The 19,083-nt window shown below is 67.7% G+C and carries 14 protein-coding genes, 1 tRNA gene and 1 pseudogene; 10 read left to right on the top strand and 6 right to left on the bottom strand.

Annotated elements, in window-relative coordinates:
- Window positions 1-19: 19 nt before the first annotated feature.
- Window positions 20-445 carry a response regulator gene (locus tag OG766_RS24380; RefSeq protein ID WP_266384459.1) on the bottom strand — a complete coding sequence of 142 codons (426 nt, stop codon included), beginning with the start codon at window positions 443-445 and terminating at the stop codon, window positions 20-22.
- Window positions 446-742: 297 nt separating this feature from the next.
- On the opposite strand from OG766_RS24380, the gene OG766_RS24375 reads away from it, so the two are divergent.
- Window positions 743-814 (top strand) — tRNA-Arg (locus OG766_RS24375).
- A 100-nt stretch (window positions 815-914) separates the two neighbouring features.
- Here OG766_RS24375 and OG766_RS36760 read toward each other — a convergent pair.
- Window positions 915-1,283: a DUF6959 family protein gene (locus OG766_RS36760; protein WP_443045532.1), complete on the bottom strand. Its 369-nt coding sequence runs from the start codon at window positions 1,281-1,283 to the stop codon at window positions 915-917.
- Window positions 1,284-1,775: 492 nt separating this feature from the next.
- On the opposite strand from OG766_RS36760, the pseudogene OG766_RS24370 reads away from it, so the two are divergent.
- Window positions 1,776-1,913: pseudogene (locus OG766_RS24370) on the top strand (NAD-dependent deacetylase); the annotation flags it as partial.
- 27 nt (window positions 1,914-1,940) lie between these two features.
- Here OG766_RS24370 and OG766_RS24365 read toward each other — a convergent pair.
- From OG766_RS24365 to OG766_RS24355, 3 genes are all read right to left on the bottom strand, one after another.
- On the bottom strand, window positions 1,941-4,166 hold the full coding sequence (locus OG766_RS24365; RefSeq protein ID WP_328726211.1) for a UvrD-helicase domain-containing protein: 2,226 nt from the start codon (window positions 4,164-4,166) through the stop codon (window positions 1,941-1,943).
- Complete coding sequence (locus OG766_RS24360; RefSeq protein WP_328726210.1) at window positions 4,163-4,993, bottom strand: hypothetical protein; 831 nt, start codon at window positions 4,991-4,993, stop codon at window positions 4,163-4,165. Before OG766_RS24360 ends, OG766_RS24365 begins: the two co-directional genes overlap by 4 nt.
- A 239-nt stretch (window positions 4,994-5,232) precedes the next feature.
- Entirely contained in the window at window positions 5,233-5,715 is a 483-nt protein-coding gene (locus tag OG766_RS24355; RefSeq protein ID WP_328726209.1) for a hypothetical protein, read from the bottom strand.
- A gap of 824 nt (window positions 5,716-6,539) precedes the next feature.
- Here OG766_RS24355 and OG766_RS24350 point away from each other — a divergent pair.
- Entirely contained in the window at window positions 6,540-9,017 is a 2,478-nt protein-coding gene (locus OG766_RS24350) for a SpoIIE family protein phosphatase (protein WP_328726208.1), read from the top strand.
- An 88-nt stretch (window positions 9,018-9,105) separates the two neighbouring features.
- Here the strand turns inward: OG766_RS24350 and OG766_RS24345 are convergent, their stop codons facing one another.
- Window positions 9,106-9,996 carry a CorA family divalent cation transporter gene (locus OG766_RS24345; RefSeq protein WP_328726207.1) on the bottom strand — a complete coding sequence of 297 codons (891 nt, stop codon included), beginning with the start codon at window positions 9,994-9,996 and terminating at the stop codon, window positions 9,106-9,108.
- A gap of 299 nt (window positions 9,997-10,295) precedes the next feature.
- Between OG766_RS24345 and OG766_RS24340 the strand changes: the two genes are divergently transcribed.
- The 7 genes from OG766_RS24340 to OG766_RS24310 all read left to right on the top strand — a co-directional run bounded on the left by OG766_RS24340 (window position 10,296) and on the right by OG766_RS24310 (window position 19,083).
- Entirely contained in the window at window positions 10,296-10,721 is a 426-nt protein-coding gene (locus tag OG766_RS24340; protein WP_266383138.1) for a helix-turn-helix transcriptional regulator, read from the top strand.
- A 5-nt stretch (window positions 10,722-10,726) separates the two neighbouring features.
- Window positions 10,727-11,143 (top strand): VOC family protein, encoded by a 417-nt coding sequence (locus tag OG766_RS24335; protein WP_266383135.1) that lies wholly within the window; start codon window positions 10,727-10,729, stop codon window positions 11,141-11,143.
- A gap of 340 nt (window positions 11,144-11,483) precedes the next feature.
- Window positions 11,484-11,714, top strand: a complete 231-nt coding sequence (locus OG766_RS24330) for a response regulator transcription factor (RefSeq protein ID WP_266383133.1) — start codon at window positions 11,484-11,486, stop codon at window positions 11,712-11,714.
- A 51-nt stretch (window positions 11,715-11,765) separates the two neighbouring features.
- The gene (locus tag OG766_RS24325) at window positions 11,766-12,059 is read left to right on the top strand and encodes a CopG family transcriptional regulator (protein WP_328726206.1); all 294 of its coding nucleotides are present in this window, start codon (window positions 11,766-11,768) and stop codon (window positions 12,057-12,059) included.
- The gene (locus OG766_RS24320; protein WP_328726205.1) at window positions 12,056-12,472 is read left to right on the top strand and encodes a PIN domain-containing protein; all 417 of its coding nucleotides are present in this window, start codon (window positions 12,056-12,058) and stop codon (window positions 12,470-12,472) included. Before OG766_RS24325 ends, OG766_RS24320 begins: the two co-directional genes overlap by 4 nt.
- Before the next feature lie 677 nt (window positions 12,473-13,149).
- On the top strand, window positions 13,150-15,726 hold the full coding sequence (locus tag OG766_RS24315; RefSeq protein ID WP_328726204.1) for a Pls/PosA family non-ribosomal peptide synthetase: 2,577 nt from the start codon (window positions 13,150-13,152) through the stop codon (window positions 15,724-15,726).
- Between the two features lie 18 nt (window positions 15,727-15,744).
- Entirely contained in the window at window positions 15,745-19,083 is a 3,339-nt protein-coding gene (locus tag OG766_RS24310) for a non-ribosomal peptide synthetase (protein WP_328726203.1), read from the top strand.

The following is a 19,083-nucleotide window of genomic DNA, read 5'->3' as shown; positions in this document are numbered from 1 at the left end:
AACCGGTTTCGCCATCCGGTCAGCCCCGCGTGCTCCCCGCCCGCCCGGCACCATGCCTGCCGTCTACTGACGGCGGGCCCTCCCTGTGCATCAACTGCCGGACGAGCCGCACCAGCTCGGCCGGCTCGAAGGGCTTGGCGAGGAACGCGTCGACCCCGGCGGCGATGCCCGTCTCCACCTCGTACTGCGTACAGGCACTGATGATCGCGACGGGCACCGGCCTGGTCCGCGGATCGGCCCGCAGCCGAGCGGCGGTCCGCAGCCCGTCGAGCCGGGGCATCACCACGTCCAGCGTGATCACATCCGGCATCACCCGATGCACGACCTCCAGGCACTCGGCACCATCGGCCGCGGTCACGACCTCGAAGCCCTCCAGCTCGAGATTGACCCTGATCAGCTGCCGAATGACCCTGTTGTCGTCCACGACAAGCACCCGGCCGGACACGCCTGACACAACTCGAGAGTAGGCGGCGGACCGGGGCTGCGTCCGGGTTTTCCCCACTTCCGACCCGTCCGGGGGTCGGAACGCGACGTAGAAACCCCGACCACGCCACCCGTGCCACCCACGCCACGGCCCCGGGTGGCATCCACCGCCAAGCACCCGGCGTCCGGGGCGGGGCGGGCACCGGCTCCGCCGTCCATCTGCCGTCCGTCCGCCGTCGTCACGCGCTGGAAATACCTGTTCACGGGCACCCCATAGGAGCTGGTAGGGTTCTACCCGTCGCCGCCGAGAGCGGCGGACGCCCCCGTAGCTCAGGGGATAGAGCAACGGCCTCCGGAGCCGTGTGCGCAGGTTCGAATCCTGCCGGGGGCACAGAAGCCGGAACAGCGTGATCAAGCCGCTGACCAGCCGAAGTGCCAGACATTGAGAGCCGGACCCAGTCCCACTGGGTCCGGCTCTTGGTCGTTGTCAATCACTGATCGCGATAGTCCTGCGCTCGAGCAAGATGAGCCGTAGCCTCGTCCGATGCCCGCCGCGCGCCCGCACACCGGGCCACCCGACATGCGCGCGCGGCGGTCCGAGCCCCCACGCAGGGAGGACGCGCACCGATCTGTCCTGAAGCGCGGCGAGGCCAGGATCGCAGCCGGGCGAAGCCGTAGCGCAGAGGTAGTCGCGCGCGGTGTCGCCCTGGTCGCAGGCTTCGACCATGTCGGCAATTTCGCTGTGGATGATGGAGAGGTGAGTCGCCCTGTATCAGGACACCGGAGAACCGGCGGGGTGGCAGGCGGACCACAGCGCTGTTCCCGCCGTCCGTGAACAGCTCAGCTTCGACGCGCTCCATGGAGTCATCCAGTCTGACATCACCTGCTGACATCAACGGCGGTGGACGCAGGAAGCGTTGGGCGGCCGCAAGCAGTGCACGGGCGCGCAGTCAGAGGCTCTACGTTGGCGGTCTAATCGAACTTGCAAGGCAGGTGTCGGCAGCGCCCCGCATGCCAGATCCGTGCCAGATCGAGCGGTCGACCGCGGTCACTCGAGGCTGCGAGCGGCGCAAACACCCTCGACCAGATCCGACACCGTCGAACGCAAGGTGACCAGAAAGGACGCATCCGAGTGCGGCACCAGGCTTACAAGGCAGGTGTCTACGCCTAGCGCATGAGCGCCCTCTCGGGCCGTACTGGGGCCGTGGAAGGGCACTCAACGATGACCAACGTCGACAACTAATGACAGCTCAGCAGCAGGTCAGAGTGTCGATCGGTGAGGCGGCCGCAGGTCACGGCCGCCGATGATCAGTTGTGACTGTGCAGTCCCAGGTGCACATCTTGGCCGACGCGATCGGGGCGGCGGCCTGATCATCATCAACGCCGAGCCGACGCCGTACGACGGCCACGAGGCCGATGTCGTACGACAACCGATCGGCACTGAGTTGCCCAGGCTCCTGCGCCAACTGGGTGCGGAGAGTAACGCGTAGGACCGAAGCCTGGGCGCCGCTGTCGGACTAGACGAGACTTCCCTGGTCCGACTCCATCAGGTGGTTGGCGACCGCCCGGAGAAGGACCTCGGGAGCCCCACCGTCATCTTCGTTCACAAAGACACGCACCTCTCCTTGCGCGCGGCTGAGCGCGAGATAGAGGAGCGACAGGTACCGGATGCGTTCGTTGGCGGTCGGAGCAGATGCGTTCATATCCGGTATTCCGGCCACGAGTACCGAGTCGAACTGCAGCCCCGCGAGATATTCCGCCGTCCCGACGACGAGCCCGCGGCGCCGATAGCCGAGACCTTCGATGTCGGACCGGCCGGAGACGGTGGATACATGGAACTTGCCGGAGTGCCCGATCCGTGAGGCGAGCCTGCTGAATCTCTGCCACTGGCGGAAGTCGACAACGGCGAGCGCCAGTCGGCCCGACGGGTACAGGGCTTGCACTGCGCGGACGATGTCATCCTCCTCGCCCGAGCGGGAAGCCGCTGAGATCAGGCGCGGCAAGCAGCCGCCGGCCTGCGCCGACTCCACCTGGGTGAAGTCGATGTCCCACTCCTGTCCGAGATCGAGGGTCGGGAACTCGTGGTGCACGTGCTTGATCAGTTCGAGGATCTGCGGTGTGAATCTGTGGATGGTCGTGAGTTCGAAATTCGCGACAACGCCGAGGTTGTCGTCCGCCGACACTCCACTCGACGACCTGGTCTCGTGGGCAGCCAGTCCGATGAAGGCCTCGGAGGGTGACTGCCGAGGGTCCACGGCCATGAACACGCGTGGGTAGATTGACGTGTCGCGGGTGAGATAGTGGAGCACCTGTCGCTCCAGCGGGCTGAACAGATGGAACTCGTCCACGAACACCAAGTCATATCCCTGCACTCGGCGCGCACGATTCCAGCTATTTGTCGACATATGGATCAGGAAGTCCGCGAGAACCTGATCGGATGTGGTGAGGGAGCGCTCGTCGAGGCTCGCCCAGTAACGCGTGTACAACTCGAAGACGACACGCAGATCTTCCCGGGTGTTAATGGGAAGCATCCAGGAGGCGCGCGGCAGTTGGAAATAGCGCAGCTCAGACCCTGCCCCGGGAAAGATGGCTGCGGCACCGATGACGGATCCGAACTCGATGAGCAGATCCCAGGCGAGCGCGCGCCGTTCGTCGTTCTCGGCCGAGTCGAATCTCGTACGCAGACCTTCGCTGACGCCTCCCTTGTAGGTGATCCAGTCTCCAGTGATGAAATCGTCCAGAACTTCCTGGATCTCATCTAGCTGAGCTTGTTTGCCGCTGAGGCTGTCCTCTCCGATCAAGCTGAACCCGGAGGACACGTCCTGGACGTACTGAGGGGAGATCGTCTTCGCGATCTCGAGCAGGGGGAGGACGTCGATCTCGTGTAGTAGACCGAGGCCCATCGAGTCGATGGAGTCCGAGATCTGAGCGGCCAGCGCCCAGCTGTGGGTCACGACGAGAACGCGTGTATCCCTTCCTGTTTCACGGGCGTTGAGGACCTCCCGGATCGACTTCAAGGACAGGGCGAGCGTCTTTCCGGAGCCTGCAGGGCCGCGGAGCCGTATCGACTTGTCGGTGTCCGCCTCGATGAACGCGCGCTGCTCCTTACTGATGGCTTCCAGCCATTGCTCGTAGGCCCAGCCCTTGGTCGTCGACTGTTCGAGCGCGGGAAGGCTCATATCGACATCGACGGGCTGGGAGCGAGCTTGAGCGAAGTGCTCCTGGGCAGCTGCGACGGTCTGTGTCCAGACGCCGTCCAGCTCGGGCGCCGGCGGCCGCCTGGAGTCGAACTCTTCCAGCGTCGATTTGTTGTCCGATGTGGTCGTCGCCCAGAAGATGATGTCGGCGCGATCGCCAGGGGTGACTTCCGTAATCCATCGGCTCGAATGAGCGTCGGCCTTCGGCGTGGCCCGGAAAGCGATGTAATTGTTGTACTTGTATTGGTGCCACTGTCGCGGCAGAAACAGCGGGCCGGGAGTCCTCGCTCTCTCGGCGAAACTCTTCATCCGGCTCAGAACATCTCTTCTCAGACTGACGAGATGCTCCGGAACGAAACGCTCTCTGGCGTTCTGCTCGCGCATGATGACGATGCGCTGGACCTCTTCGTCGTCATCTGCGGCGAGTAGGAAGTCCACTTCCTGGGTGCTGAATTCAAAGAGAATCGCTGACGACGAGACGGCATCAGGAGACAGGTCGGTGGCGAGCTCACTCAGCGCACGGACAGTCGTGACCAACGGCTTCATGCGAAGTTATCTCCCAGAATCTCTGCATGCAGATCGCGAAGTTCTTCATACTGCTCAGGAAGCCCGATCGACATGAACACCATCGCGAATCTCTGCACGAGGGCGTGCGCGAACCGATCGCGCAGACGCGAGATCCGGCGGTATACGACCTCCCTGTGCGACGGCCCCAGCGAGATCTCGGGCTCCCAGACCTGCTCGATGTGCCGGAGGTAGGCAAAGTAGCCGGCGTCCTGCCCGGGGCCGATCGCCGTCAGGAAGAGCGCGTCTCCCGGTGGCTGCTGGTAGGACCCTCGCAGTTGATTCACCACCTTCTTCACGGCGTTGTCGCGCTTCGGAGGGCTGGTGCCGATGAGTTGCGCCTCCACCAGCAGGCTGACTCCCTCCTTGAGGGTGCTAGCCAGCGCGTCCATCATGCGGATGGCTTCGAGAGCGGCCATGACCTTCTGTGCATCCGTTTGCTGCAGCTCGAGCATCTTGACGATGTCCCCGGGCGCCTCTTCACTCGCCCACTCCCGAAGTCGCCGGTCGCTGATGGTGGGCACCGGGGCCTTCGAGAGGATCTGACGTATCTCCTTGAGCTGCGGCTTGACGAGTTGCTCACGGATCTTGGGGATCTGCATCTCCGAGAGGTACTCCTCCGCCGCGAGCAGCGGGACGCAAGTAACGCGGCCCTGGTGCTTGGCGTAGGCGAAGTCACAGTCGGCCGTCATGACGAGGAGGTGTCGCCGCCACATCGTCACTTCTGCGTCTACAGCCTCCAGGACGTCACCCTGTCGTAGCGGATCGGCCACGCCGACCTCACGGTACTCAGCGAACGACTCATCCACTGTGCGTCCCTCCACCCCGTCTGGTTCGCTTCGCGCCGCCAACGTATCCGACTTAGTCAATTCCTCAACAAGTCGTACGAGACCAGTGAAGCGCCTCTCTCTATCCACCGCAGTCGAATGCGTGTCGAGGCTGGAAGCTGCAACGGCTCTGTTCGGACGTCCGGGCAGGTCAGCACCCACCTCGAGCCCCCCAGCATCAGGCGCCTTTTAAGCGCTTGACCCGTCAGCGACCGTACTTTCTAGGCTGATCGGCGTCGGCCGGGCAGGAGGAGCGCCTGGTGGTGGTGCCAACTCAGGTAGCGATCGTTGCGCAGTTCCGCGTCTCCCCACTCAAGGCGCATCACCCCCCGATCCATCGAGCACGCGTAAGCCAGGAGTATCAGGCCGGTTTCCGGGCCGAGCTGATCAAGGTCACTGTGGATCTCCTGCATGCGTAGTTCCTCCAGCCCTAGGTCCAGCTCCCCCTGCATCGGTTCTGGCCCGTGCCGGCGGATGAGCTCGGCCCGCAGTCCCGCAGCACGGCGAAGGCGCGCGACGGTGACAGGGACATCAGTCTTCGCGTACCGGATGGGATAGAGGACCTGTCCGGCTACCACCATCACTGTTCGAGCTTGAAGTCGGACGGGAGATGCGGTCGCGAGATCAGCCAGACCGGTTGCGAGTTCCTCGTACTGGACGGCATGGAGGCCGTGCCCATAGGCCTCAAGTGTCTGGGTATGCACGCCTTGATGGCCCTCACGCGCCCGCTCATGAGCCCTTACGATGCACTGCGGTATCAACCTGGAGAGTGACGATGCCAGTTCACCGAACTTGCTCAGCGCCCACTCTGGCTCCGGATCCCTCATATCGTTCCCCCTCTTGCGCCTGCCACCGTCAGAGGCAACATTCCAGGGTCTGACAGTGTCTGGCTGTCCGAGCCGTCGCAAGAGCGCACGAGCGGAGCACCGGCGCAGGGGGTAGGCCCGAGGGCGCTGATCCAGTCTCGCGGCCTATCTGTGGACTGGCGGCTCCCGTGAGCGCAGTCCTACCGCGCTGACCAGTGAATATGCCTGGAACTCACGGCCCTCCGGAGACATCTGCGCTGGTTCCCCACGCTCGTTGGTGAAGAGCCGACCGTCTCCGCGGCGCCGAGGTGCCGAGGTGATCACGAAGGATGACGACGAGGTGAGGCGGGGCCGGTATGGGCCGGGCCTCGTTTACTGGTCGGTTCTTCAGGCCGCAGCTCGTCGGAGTCGGTTCGCTGCTTGCCGAGGCTCGCCGTTCCATAGCCGTTCTCCGGCAGCTTCGAGGCACCCGTCGCGCCCAGCGCGGCCGCGCGATCGGGCCGGTGCCCCCTGCCCTCGCCCCGCTCGGGCCCCGCCGCCGGCCGTCGAACGGCGCTGAGTGTTCTGGCCGGCTCACGGCGGCCTGGATGACCCGAGGGCCATCGGCCCGTGGCTGGGTGCTGTCACAAGGCAGGGCGCTGTCCGGTCAATCGCCCAAAAGGTGCGTTTCACCTTCGCGCCACAGGCCGTCCGTCTCCTAGCCGTCCGAGGAGAACAACTCGATGACCACAGTCAGCCCCACCCTGGTGACCCTGGGTATGCCGCTGCACACGACCGCCATATCCGACACGGCGATCGCCCTGCTCGACGACCGGGGGACGGTGGTCGGGTGGACGCAGGCCGCCGAGCAGCTGGTCGGACACTCCACCGGGGATGTGGTGGGCCGGGCCGCCGAGCTCGTACTGCCGGGCTTCGCGGGGGTACCGACCACGTCCGACTTCGTCGAGCAGTGCCGGGCCCGGAACGGCTGGTCGGGTACGACAGCGGTACGCCACCGCGACGGCCGTGTCCTCGACGTCAGCCTGCGGATCTCGATGCTGCAAGGGCTGGACGGAACAGCGCGGTGGCTCGCGTCCCTGGCCGATGCCGGGGCGCTGTCCGGGGAGGCATTGGGCGAATCGGTGCGGGGACCGCTTCTCGACCGCGCGCCGATCGGCGTCGTCATCCGCGACCCGCAGCTGCGGTGCACCTGGACCAACGACACGATCGCCGGCCACGACGGCATTCCCCATGACCGACGGCTCGGACACCGGTTGACCGACACGCTGCCCACCCCCGAGGCCGAGGCGCTCCAGGCGGTGATGCGCCAGGTACTCCAGAGCGGCACCACCAAGGTCCACGAGTACCGGACGTGGCTGCCGACGAGCCTGAGCCGGGAGCGCTCGTTCGCGGTGTCGATCCAGTGCCTCCAGGGTACGGACGGCGAAGCGCTGGGGGTGTGCGCCATCAGCGCCGATGCCGCCGAGAGCCGGCGGACGCGCGAGCGTCTCGCCGTCCTCAACGAGGCCGGCGCGCGTCTTGGCAGCACCCTGGACGTGATGCAGGCCAGCCAGGAACTGGCCGACCTTGCCGTACCACTGCTCGCCGACTACTGCGCCGTGGACCTGGAGCATTCGGTCTCGTTCGGGGAGGGGCCACCGGTCCGCATCGGCGCGACGGGCAAGCGCCTCCCCGGTCTCCGACGTGCCGGTCTGGCCTCGATCCGACCAGGGGTCCCGGAATCCCCGTGGATGCGCGGTGAGTTGGTCCCCGTGCCGCCGGGCTCACCCCTCACCGCCGTCCTGCGTGCCGGGGCGTCCCGCCTGGAGCCGGTCGTGGACACCGCTGCGGGCACCTGGGTCGACGTGGTGCCGAGCCTCGCGCACAAGATCCGCGAGAACGGCATCCACTCGATCATGATGGTCCCCATCCGGGCACGGCGCGCCCTGCTGGGCGTGGCGCTGTTCGCCCGTACGGAGAATCCCGTTCCGTTCCATGATGTCGATCTGCTCCTGGCCGAAGAACTCGTCGGCCGCGCCGCGCAGTCGTTGGACAACGCCCGTCAGTACGCCCGCGAGCACACCGCCGCCCTCGCGCTGCAACGCCATCTGCTACCCCGCCGGTTGAGGGGCGGCATGGCGGTCGAGGTGGCCTCGCGCTACCTGCCGGCCGACGTGGACCACTCTGTCGGGGGCGACTGGTTCGACGTGATCCCGCTGTCCGGCGCGCGGGTGGCGCTCGTCGTCGGCGACGTGGTCGGGCACGGCCTTCACGCCGCCGCGACGATGGGCAGGCTCCGCACCGCCGTGCACACCCTGGCCGACATGGAACTGCCGCCCGGCGAGCTCATGTCCCACCTCGACGACACGGTGCAACGATCGGGCGAGGAGGACGACGACCTCCCGGACCAGATCCCCACCGTGGCGGGTGCCACCTGCCTGTACGCCGTCTACGACCCCGCCACCCGCCGGTGCACCATGGCATCGGCCGGGCACCCGCCGCCCGCGATCATCGACCCGGAGGGCCGGGTCACGTACCCCGACCTCCCCACCGGAGCCCCCCTGGGGGTCGGCCTGGGGGACCCCTTCGAGTGCGTGGAACTGGAACTGGCCGAGGGAAGCGTCCTCGCCCTGTACACCGACGGCCTGATCGAGACCCGCGACCACGACATCGAAGAGGGAATGCACCGGCTGGGCGCGGCCCTTTCACAGCCGGGCCGATCCCTGGACGACCTGTGCGACATCGCCACGCAGACCCTGCCGGACCACGCGACGTGCGACGACGTCACGCTCCTCCTCGTCCGGACCCGCTCCCTCGACCCGAGCCAAGTGGCCTCCTGGACACTGCCCGGTGGTCCGTCCGCCGTCTGGAGCGCCCGCGATCTGGCTGCGCGTCAACTGAAGGAATGGGGCCTGGAAGACCTTGAGGACACCACGAAACTGATCGTCAGCGAACTCGTCGGCAACGCCATCAGCCACGGTTCCGGACCGATCGGGCTGCGGCTCGTCCGTCACCAGGTCCTGACCTGTGAGGTGTCCGACGCCAACGCCTTCGCCCCCCATCCGCGTCGCGCGCGCACCACGGACGAGCACGGCCGCGGCCTCTTCCTCGTCGCCAAGCTGTCCCGCAGGTGGGGCTCCCGCTCGACACCGGACGGCAAGGTCATCTGGGCCGAACAAGACCTCCCCCGCATACCCGCCCCGGTCAGTGCCCACTTGTGATTCCAGGGGCCTCGGCCTGATCGCCCGGTCAAACGTGGATCGTCCGTCAGCTACACCCTGCACCGCACCGCACCCGCGGCCGGCTGGGTCAGCGGTCGTCGCGGCCTTCCTCGCGGAGCTTGCGCCAGACGCGGGTGCGGTGCAGGGCGTAGAGGGCGATGAGCAGGACGACCGCCTGGAGGCCCACCGCGAGCAGCCAGAAGACGGCGCGGCTTTCCAACTCGTTGGTCATGTAGGTGAAGTTCATGCCGAAGAACCCGGTGAGGAAGGTCAGCGGGAGGAAGATCGTCGACACGATGGCCAACCGGTTGATCACGCCGTTCTGCTCGCCGGACACGAGTGAGGAGTAGCTGAGGAAGGCCCGCCGGGCGGCGTCCTGGAGAGACTCGATGCCGGTGAGTACGAGCCGTGCGGCGCGTAGGTAGGAGTCGGCGAGCCTCTGTCGCGACTCGGGGAAGCTGTTGCTCATCATCCTCCGGGTGAAGGTCTCGTCCGTCGCCTCCAGGAAGGGCAGCAGGGCGTGGTGCAGGAGGCCGGCGCGCCGTCGTAGGCGCGAGAGGCGGTAGACCTGCTGGGGGTGCCGGTGCTGGAACATGTCGTCCTCGAGGTCCTCCACCTCCAGGAGCGCCTGGGTGGCGGAGCGGCGGAAGGTCTCCAGCGCCTCTTCGAGCAGCAGGAACAGCGTGGCCACGGTGTCGGCGGGCCGTTCGTGCGGTAGCCGGACCACGAGGCTCTTCATCGGCCCGCTCGGCATTCGGTGGACCGTGACCAGGTGCCGCTCGGTCACGAAGGCATGGACATGAGCGACCTCGCCGTCCTCGATCACGGGTACGACGAATCCGGCGCTGTCCCCGAGGAACTCGGCCCGCGGGGATTCGCCCGGCCTGCCGAGCCAGGCGAAGCCCACGCCCTCCAGACCGAGCTGGTACGCGATCGGTTGCTCGCCGGACGGTGATTCCGCGGGCAGCTCGATGTCCACGATCAGGAAAGGGGATTCCGCGAGACGCTCCCGCGCTTGCGACAGAGGTATGCGAGCGACGGTCCCCTCCGGCATCGTCACCACCGTTACGATCATCGCCCCTCGCTCTGGATCACGGGCACACGCTCCAGCCTGCGCAAACCCCGACGTCCACGCATGCGGAGGCACCCATTCGCACCGCCGCGCGCCGAGCGGGTCGGCCGTGCCTCCACTGCTGCGACCCCGGCCGGCCGGAGCACCCGCTCCATCGATCGCCGCAGCCACGCCGGTGGCTCCTGGCGCTGTGGGATGGTGGTGGCGTGATTCTGGAGGACCTCGTCCGGCTGCGCCGGGCCCGTGACCTGATGGACCGGGAGTACGCGAAGCCGCTCGACGTTCCGGCGCTGGCGCGGGTCGCCCTCATGTCGGCGGGCCATTTCTCCCGCAGCTTTCGTGCCGCCTTCGGCGAGACGCCGTACAGCTATCTGATGACGCGCCGGATCGAGCGGGCCAAGGCGCTGCTGCGGCGGGGTGATCTGTCGGTGACGGAGGTCTGCTTCGAAGTCGGCTGTACGTCGCTGGGGTCGTTCAGCTCGCGGTTCACGGAACTGGTCGGGGAGAGCCCGAGCGCATACCGGGCCCGCAGCCATGACGAGGGCGCCGCCATCCCCGCCTGCGTCGCCAAGATCCACACGCGGCCGGTCAGGAATGGAGAAGCAAACCCCGCCCCGCGCCCCCTAGCGTGAAGCGCATGGAAATCAAGCTTTCGCAGTGCTTCATCGCCGTCGACGACCACGACAAGGCGCTCGCCTTCTACCGGGACGTTCTCGGTCTGGAGGTCCGCAACGACGTCGCATTCGAGGGAATGCGCTGGGTGACCGTCGGCTCTCCCTCGCAGCCGGACGTGGAGATCGTCCTGGAGCCGCCGCTCGCGGACCCGAACGCCTCACCCGCCGACCGGCAGGCGATGGCCGAGCTGCTGGCCAAGGGCATGCTGCGCGGCGTCATCTTCACCACCGACGACTGCGACGCCGCTTTCGAGCGCATCAGCAAGGCGGGGGGCGAGGTGCTGCAGGAGCCGGTCGACCAGCCGTACGGCGTGCGCGACTGTGCCTTCCGCGACCCCTCCGGCAACATGCTGCGCTTCAACCAGCCCCGCAAGCAGTGAGCCCCGGTCCCGCGAACCGGGCGACGCCGGCCCGTCGGGACCACGACGCCCCACCGAGGTCACTCGCCGCCATGCCCGTGAGGCAGCGGTTGACCATGGCCTGAGCCGTGCCCGTACCCGAAGACCCCGCTCTCGGCACTTCTGCCGAGAGCGGGGTCCTGGCGTTTCCGGCAGCGATGCACCGTGCCCTGTGACGCGCCTGTGACAGTCGGGGGACACCGCCATGAAGTCGCCCGTGCACGCTTTTCGAAAGAGGACAAATAGCAATATTCGGGCATAAGCCCCCTGCTTCCGAGGGCGCGAGCAGTGACGACCAAGCCGATACGTCGGAGGACATCCCATGAGCGTCACACTCATCGCGCCGCAGACCGAAGCCCCCGCACCGACGCTGGCCCCGCGTGAGCGGGAGACGCTGCGACTCATCGCCTCAGGCTGCACCTATCTGCAGGCGGCTCGCCAGATGGGGCTCTCCAAGCACACGGTCGACGCCTATCTGCGCCGTATCCGCGCCAAGCTCAACATCAACAACACGGCCGAGCTCACCCGGCTGGCCATCTCTCTGGGGCTGTGACGCCCACCGGGACCACGACCCGACGGTGGCATGATCGGTAGCATAAGGGGCATGAGCGAGCCCACCCGGAAGTACTCGATCACGATGCCCCGGGACATCGCGGAAGCCGCTCGCGCTCGCAGTGGCCCCTCGGGCCTCTCCGCGTACGTCGCCGCGGCGGTCGCCCGCCAGATCGAGCGCGACAACCTCAACGAGATCGTCGCGGTCGCCGAGGCGGAGCACGGACCCGTCGCCGACGAGGAGGTCCAGGCCCTGCGGGACCGGCTCCTTCAGGCCCGCCGGCAGCGGACGAGCGGCGAAGCGGACAGCGACGGAGCGGACAGCGGCGAAGCGGACTCCTCGTGACGCGGTCCCCCGCCGTACCGGGCGGCACCCTGGTCCTCGACAGCGAAGGGCTGGCCAAGGCGGTGCTGCGCGACCGCGCGGCCGCCGGATGGCTCGCTCTCGCCCGCGCCGACGACATGCGGGTGATCACCAGCGCTGCGGCCGTCGTGGAGGTGGTCCACCCGCGGATCAATCGCCAGGCCCTGGAGTGGACCCTGTCCCGGATCGTCGTCGAACCGGTCGATGAGCCCATCGCCCGCCACGCCGCGGCCCTGCTCGCCGACGCCGGCCTGCACGGCCGGAAGTACGCCGTCGACGCCATCCTCGCGGCCACCGCCCTCGCCGCACCCGGCCCCGCCACCGTCCTCACCTCCGACCCCGAGGACATCACCGCCCTGTGCGGCGGCGGGCGCGTCACCGTCATCGAGATCTGACCCGACCTCGTCGCCGTGCCCGCCTCCCGGCAGGGCCACGGCCGGGAGCAGCGGGAGTAGACGCGGCGCTGGCGTTCCCCGGATGCCACGGCACCGTCGCACCCCGGATGCCGCGGCGCCGTCATACCCCCGATGCCACGGCGCCGTCGTACCCCGGTGCCGGATATGGGCCCCGGTCAGGGACTTTGTCGTCGGCGGCATGCCCGCAGAGCCACGTGTCACCCGACCGGCCCAAGCGCCGGCGCGTAGTTTGCGGACATTTGAACGTGTGATTTCCCATCCGGCCGGGCCACGGTGCCGAATACCTCTCAGGTGCGATTCAGGCCCCTCCCGCCAGGAGGGCTCAGGCGCCGCCGACGATGTCCGGCGCCCGGTGCGATCGCTCCAGTTCGACGATGGCAAAACTTTGATGCGGTGGCCGGACCGCTGGCCATCGGCGGTTCGCAGGCCACGTGTCAGCAGCAGCTCCGTCGAGGTGTACTGAGGTCCGGTGGGATCGAGTTCGAGTGGCAACACGGCGGTGGACGACAGAGACTAGGGGTCGTGGTTTGCGACCGGAGAACAGTTCACGAACACGTGACTTCCGGATTGCTCGTTCCGGCCACCGCCGGAACGCGAGGACATCGAGTGTCGGTTGCCCGGGACGACGGCGACCGGCATTTCCTCAAGGAGCTCGCATGGTGGAAAAGTCTGTCGAGGTCCTGACGCCCGATCCGGATAAGTCCGCGCTCAGCGAGCACGGACTCAACGGCTCGCCGACAGGGAACGGGGCGGCCCGCACCGAGAAGGCGTTCACCGAGGTGCTGGCCGGCCTCGTGGACGCGGAACAGGTGTCGGTCGACAGTCACTTCTTCGACGACCTCGGCGCGAACTCCCTGGCCATGGCGCACTTTTGTGCACGAATCAGGAAGCGGGACGACCTGCCGTCGGTGTCGATGAAGGACATCTACCAGCACCCGACGATCCGGGGCCTGGTGACGGCACTCGTGGTCGAGGCGCCCGAACCTGCCGAGTCGTCGGTCGCGGTTCCGGCCGAGGCGTCGACACCCGCGCGCACCGGGCAGTACATCCTCTGCGGAATGCTGCAGACGCTGTTCTTTCTTGCTTACTGCTTCGCCGTCGGCATCGTGACCGCCCGCGGCTATGAATGGGTTTCAGAAGGCTCCGGCCTGGTGGACGTCTATGTCCGGTCACTGATATTCGGCGGCGCCGGCCTCATCGGTCTCTGCGTCTTTCCCGTCGTGGCCAAATGGATTCTCATAGGCCGCTGGCGGCCGCGTGAGTTCCCCATCTGGAGTCTTACTTACTTTCGCTTCTGGATCGTCAAGGTACTGGTCAACGCGAACCCGATGAGATTCTTCGTCGGAAATCCTTTGTACGTGCTGTACCTGCGGGCCCTCGGCGCGCACATCGGAAAAGGCGTCACCATTCTCTCCCGCATCATTCCGGTCTGCACCGACCTGCTGACGATCGGCGCCGGTACGGTCATTCGCAAGGAGTCGTACTTCACTTGCTACCGGGCCCATGCCGGACGAATCCAGACGGGCCGCGTCACCTTCGGCAAGGAGGCGTGCGTCGGGGAGAAGACCGTCCTCGACATCGACACGTCGATGGGCGACCGGACGCAGCTGGGCCACACGTCGGCGTTGCAGAGCGGCGAGGCCGTCCCGGACGGAGAGCACTGGCACGGGTCCCCGGCAGAGCGCACGGACGTGGACTACGTAAGGGTCGCACCGGCGCGTTGCGGCACACCACGCCGGTTCGGCTTCGGACTCGCCACCGTGCTCCAACTGTTCCTGCTGTACGTGCCGCTGACCGTCGGGGGCGCGTACATGCTGGTGACCGAGGTCCCGGCGGTCGGTGAACTGCTGGGCCCCGGGGCGACCGGGGTCAGGACACTCGGGCTCTACCTGGACGCGCTGATCCTTTCCAGCGCGCTCTTCTTCGGCTTCGTCATCCTGGGCATGGTCCTGCTGTTCACCGTGCCGCGCCTGCTGAGTCTGGCGATCAAGCCGGACAAGGTCTATCCGCTGTACGGCCTGCACTACTCGCTGCACCGGCTGATCGCCCGCATGACGAACATCAAGTTCTTCGCCTGGCTCTTCGGTGACAGCTCGGCGATCGTGCACTATCTGCGCCGCCTGGGCTACGACTTGTCCGAGGTCGAGCAGACCGGGTCGAACTTCGGCACCCGGGTGCAGCACGAGACCCCCTACCTCAGCACGGTCGGCAGCGGAACGATGGTCGCCGACGGGCTCTCCGTCATCAACGCCGACTTCTCGGGCACGTCCTTCCGCGTGTCCCGGGCCTCGATCGGGGCGCACAACTTCCTCGGGAACAACGTCGCCTATCCCACCGGTGGCCGGACGGGCGAGAACTGCCTGCTCGCGACCAAGGTGATGGTGCCCCTGGACGGCGAAGTCCGCGAAGGGGTCGGCCTGCTGGGATCGCCGGCCTTCGAGATCCCCCGCACGGTGCTGCGCGACACCCGGTTCGACCACCTCAGGACCGGTGACCAACTGCGCCGCAGCCTCTCCGCGAAGAACCGCTACAACCTCCGCACCATGGTCTTCTGCCTCTTCGTGCGCTGGCTGCACGTCTTCGCGCTGACGCTCTTCGGCCTCGCGACCCTCGACATGTACGGCGTCTTCGGGCAGCTGATGATCGCCGTGTACCTGGCGGCCACGCTGGCGTTCTCGGCCGTCTACTTCACCATGATGGAGCGCTGGATCACGAAGTTCCGGTCGCTGCAGCCGCAGTTGTGCTCCATCTACGACCCGTACTTCTGGTGGCACGAACGTCTCTGGAAGGTGCCGGAGGAGTACCTCAACCTCTTCAACGGCACGCCCTACAAGAGCCTGCTCTGGCGGATGCTGGGCGTCCGCGTCGGCAAGCGGCTCTTCGACGACGGCGCTTCGATCACCGAGCGGACGCTCACCACCATCGGGGACGACTGCACGCTGAACGCGGCAAGCAAGATCCAGTGCCACTCGCAGGAGGACGGCACCTTCAAGTCCGACCTCAGCACGATCGGTGCCGGCGCGACGCTCGGCGTCAACGCCCACATTCACTACGGCGTGACGGTCGGCGACCACGCGCAGCTCGCCGCCGACTCCTTCCTGATGAAAGGCGAGGAAATGCCCGATCACGCTCGGTGGGGCGGAAACCCGGCCACGGAGTCGCGCAAGGTCCCCTATCAACCAGCAGCGCTGACGAGCCGCCCCGAGGGGCGAGTCGCGCTGCGGCGCCGGTGAGAGGAGGGGACGGAAACCATGGACGTGCGGGTGGATGTGGGTCGGGAGTTCTGGCGTGGGGTGGTGGGTGGGGGTGGGTTTGCTTCGGTTCCGCGGTGGGTGTCGGCGCCGGCTGTGGTGGCGGGTGTGGGTGAGTGTGAGGTGCGGGTTCCGGGTGGGGTGGTGTCGGGGTTGAGGGGTGTGGCGGGGGAGGTGGGGGTGGGGGTGGGTTCGTTGGTGCTGGCTGTGCATGGGCGGGTGCTGGGGGTGTTGTCGGGTGAGGACGAGGTGGTGACGGGTTACGTGTCGGCGCGGGGTGGGGTGGTGCCGTGCCGGTTGTCGGGGCGGGCGGGTTCGTGGCGTGAGCTGGTGGGTGGGGCGGTGCGGGTGGAGTCGGGGTTGTGGGCGCATCGGGATGTTCCGGTGGGTGTGGTGGTTCAGGAGTTGGGGTTGTCGGGGCCGTTGTTCGAGGTGGAGTTCGATCCGGCCGGGACGGCTGCCACGACGACGGTCACTCCTGGCATCACCGGTGGTGCCGGTGGTTCGGGTGGGGTGGGTGGGTTGGTGGAGGGGTCGGTGTTGCGGGTGGGGGTGGTGGAGGACGGGCGGGGTCTGGTGGTGCGGTTGTGGTTCAGGACGGTGGTGATGGATGCGGAGGCCGCGGAGCGGGTTGCGGGCTATTACGTGGCGGGGTTGGGGCAGTTGGCGGCGGGTGTGGATTCGGTGCCGGGGTCGTTGGTGTCGGGTGGGGAGCTGGCGTTTCAGGTGCAGGGGCTGGCGGGGCGGCGGCGTGAGGTGCCGGGGGTGCGGGTGCATGAGTTGTTCGAGGGGTGGGTGCGCCAGCGTCCGGGTGCGGTGGCCGCGGTCTGCGGTGGGCGGCGGGTGTCGTACGGGGAGTTGAATGCGCGGGCGAACCGGCTGGCGCGGGCGCTGGTGGCGCGGGGGGTGGGCCGTGAGGGTGTGGTCGCGGTCGTGATGGAGCGGAATCTGGACTGGCTGGCGGCGGTGCTGGCGGTGTTCAAGGCGGGTGGGGTGTATCTGCCGGTGGAGCCACATTTCCCGGCGGGGCGGATCGCGGCGACGCTGGGGCGGGCGGGGTGTGGGGTGGTGCTGAGCGAGGCGGGCAGCACCGGCTCGTTGGATGAGGCGCTGGGGTCGCTGGGGGGTGTGGAGCGGCTGCTGGTGGACGATGCCTGGGCGGAGGAGCATGCCGGGCACGATCTGGACCTGCCCGTGGACGCGGATCAGTTGGCGTACATCTACTTCACGTCCGGGTCGACGGGTGAGCCGAAGGGGGCGATGTGTGAGCACGCGGGGCTGGTGAATCACCTGTTCGCGAAGATCGACGATCTCGGTATCGGTGAGGACAGTGTGGTGGCGCAGGTGGCGCCGCAGTGCTTCGACATCTCGTTGTGGCAGCTGGTGTCCGCGCTCATGGTGGGCGGGCGGACGCTGCTGGTGGAGCAGGACGCGGTGCTGGATGTGGGCCGGTTCCTGGACACGGTGTCCGCCGGTGGGGTGACGGTGCTGCAGGTGGTGCCCTCGTATCTGGAGGCGCTGCTGGCGGGACTGGAGCAGCAGCCGCAGGCACTGGAACGGCTGCGGTGTGTGTCGGTGACGGGTGAGGCGTTGAAGCGGGAGCTGGCCGAGCGCTGGTTCACGGCCCGTCCGGGGGTGGCTCTGGTGAACGCCTACGGGCTGACGGAGACCTGTGACGACACCAATCACGAGGTGATGCACACGGTCCCGGAGCGGGTCCTGCTGGGCCCGCCGGTGAGCAACGTGCACGTGTACGTCGTGGATGACGATCTGATGCCGGTGCCGTTGGGCGCGCCGGGCGAGATCGTGTTCTCCGGGGTGTGTGTGGGGCGGGGTTATGTGAATGATCCCGAGCGCACCGCGCGGGCGTTCGTGCCCGATCCGCATCGTGCGGGTGAGCGGTTGTATCGCAGTGGGGACCGGGGCCGCTGGCATCCTTCGGGGAAGCTGGAGTTCCTGGGCCGCCGGGACACGCAGGTGAAGATCCGCGGGTTCCGGATCGAGATCGGCGAGATCGAGAACACGCTGCTGCGGGTGCCCGGAGTACGCGACGGCGCGGTCGTGGTCACCGACACCGGTGCCGGACAGCAACTGGCCGCCTTCTACACCGCCCCCACCCCACTCGACAGCCGGATCCTGCAGGAACACCTGGCGGCCACCCTGCCCGCCTACATGGTGCCCCCGGTCTTCCACTGGCAGCAGGCCCTGCCCCTGACCCCGAACGGCAAGACCGACAAGAAGACCCTCACCCACCTCGCCACCCACACCGGCAACGGAACGGACCCGGCAGCGGAGCGGAAGGCGCCGGCCACCGCGACGGAACAGCGCCTGGCCGCCGCCTGGGCGAACGTCCTCGGCATCGAACAGGACCAGATCGGCCGGCAAGACCACTTCTTCGACCGCGGCGGCACCTCCCTGTCCGCGGTGAAACTCGCCATCGCCCTCGACCGCCAGATCACCCTCAAAGACGTCACCCGCCACCCCGTCCTCGCCGACCTCGCCACCCAACTGGACGGCGGAAGCCCACAGCACACGCAGCCCAAGGCCGACACGGCCCTCCTGGAACCGCTGTCGCAGTCACCGTCCGCGTCGTACGACGCACAAGCCGGTGCCCTGGTCTGCTTCCCCTACGCCGGCGGCAACGCCGTGAACTTCCAGCCGATGGCCCGGTCGCTCGCGCCCGGCGGACCGGCGGTCCACGCCGTCGAGCTTCCCGGTCACGACGTGGCCGCCGCGCGGGAGCCCTTCGCCCCGCTGGACCAGGTGGTCGAGCAGGTCGTCGCCGAGATCATCCGGCTCGGCCTGACCAGGGTCTCCCTGTGGGGCCACTCCTCGGGTGCCGCCCCTGCACTGGAGACGGCCAGGAGGCTCCAGGAGCGCGGGGTGGACGTCCAGCGCGTCTTCCTCGCCGCGCAGCTGCTCGGTGACGCCGCCGGACGGCGCGCCGCCGTCGCCGAGCTGACGCAGCGGACAAGCGCCGAGATCGCCGCCGGGCTGAGCACGGACAGCGGCTACACCGAGCTGGGCGAGCTGGATGCCGAGCGCGCCGAGCACATCGGTGCCGCGTACCGGCACGACTGCGTGAGCGCGCACCGCTACTTCGCCGACGCCCTGGAGTCCCCACCCGCCGTGAAGCTGTCCGCGCCGGTCACCGTGGTCGTGGCGGCCGACGACCCGTTCACGGCGGAGTCCGCACACCGCTACCGCGACTGGCAGTCGCTGGCCGAGCACGTCGATCTGTACGAGCTCACCGACGGCGGCCACTACTTCCTCCGCACCCGTCCGGCCGAAGCGGCACATGCCGTGCTGCGGGCCGCCGTACTCCCGGCTTCTTCGTGA

Origin of the sequence: Streptomyces sp. NBC_00259, assembly GCF_036181745.1 — a bacterium.
GTDB lineage: Bacteria > Actinomycetota > Actinomycetes > Streptomycetales > Streptomycetaceae > Streptomyces > Streptomyces pratisoli.
The sequence above is the reverse complement of the archived record's forward strand: the minus strand, read 5'-3'. Positions and strand labels throughout refer to the sequence as shown.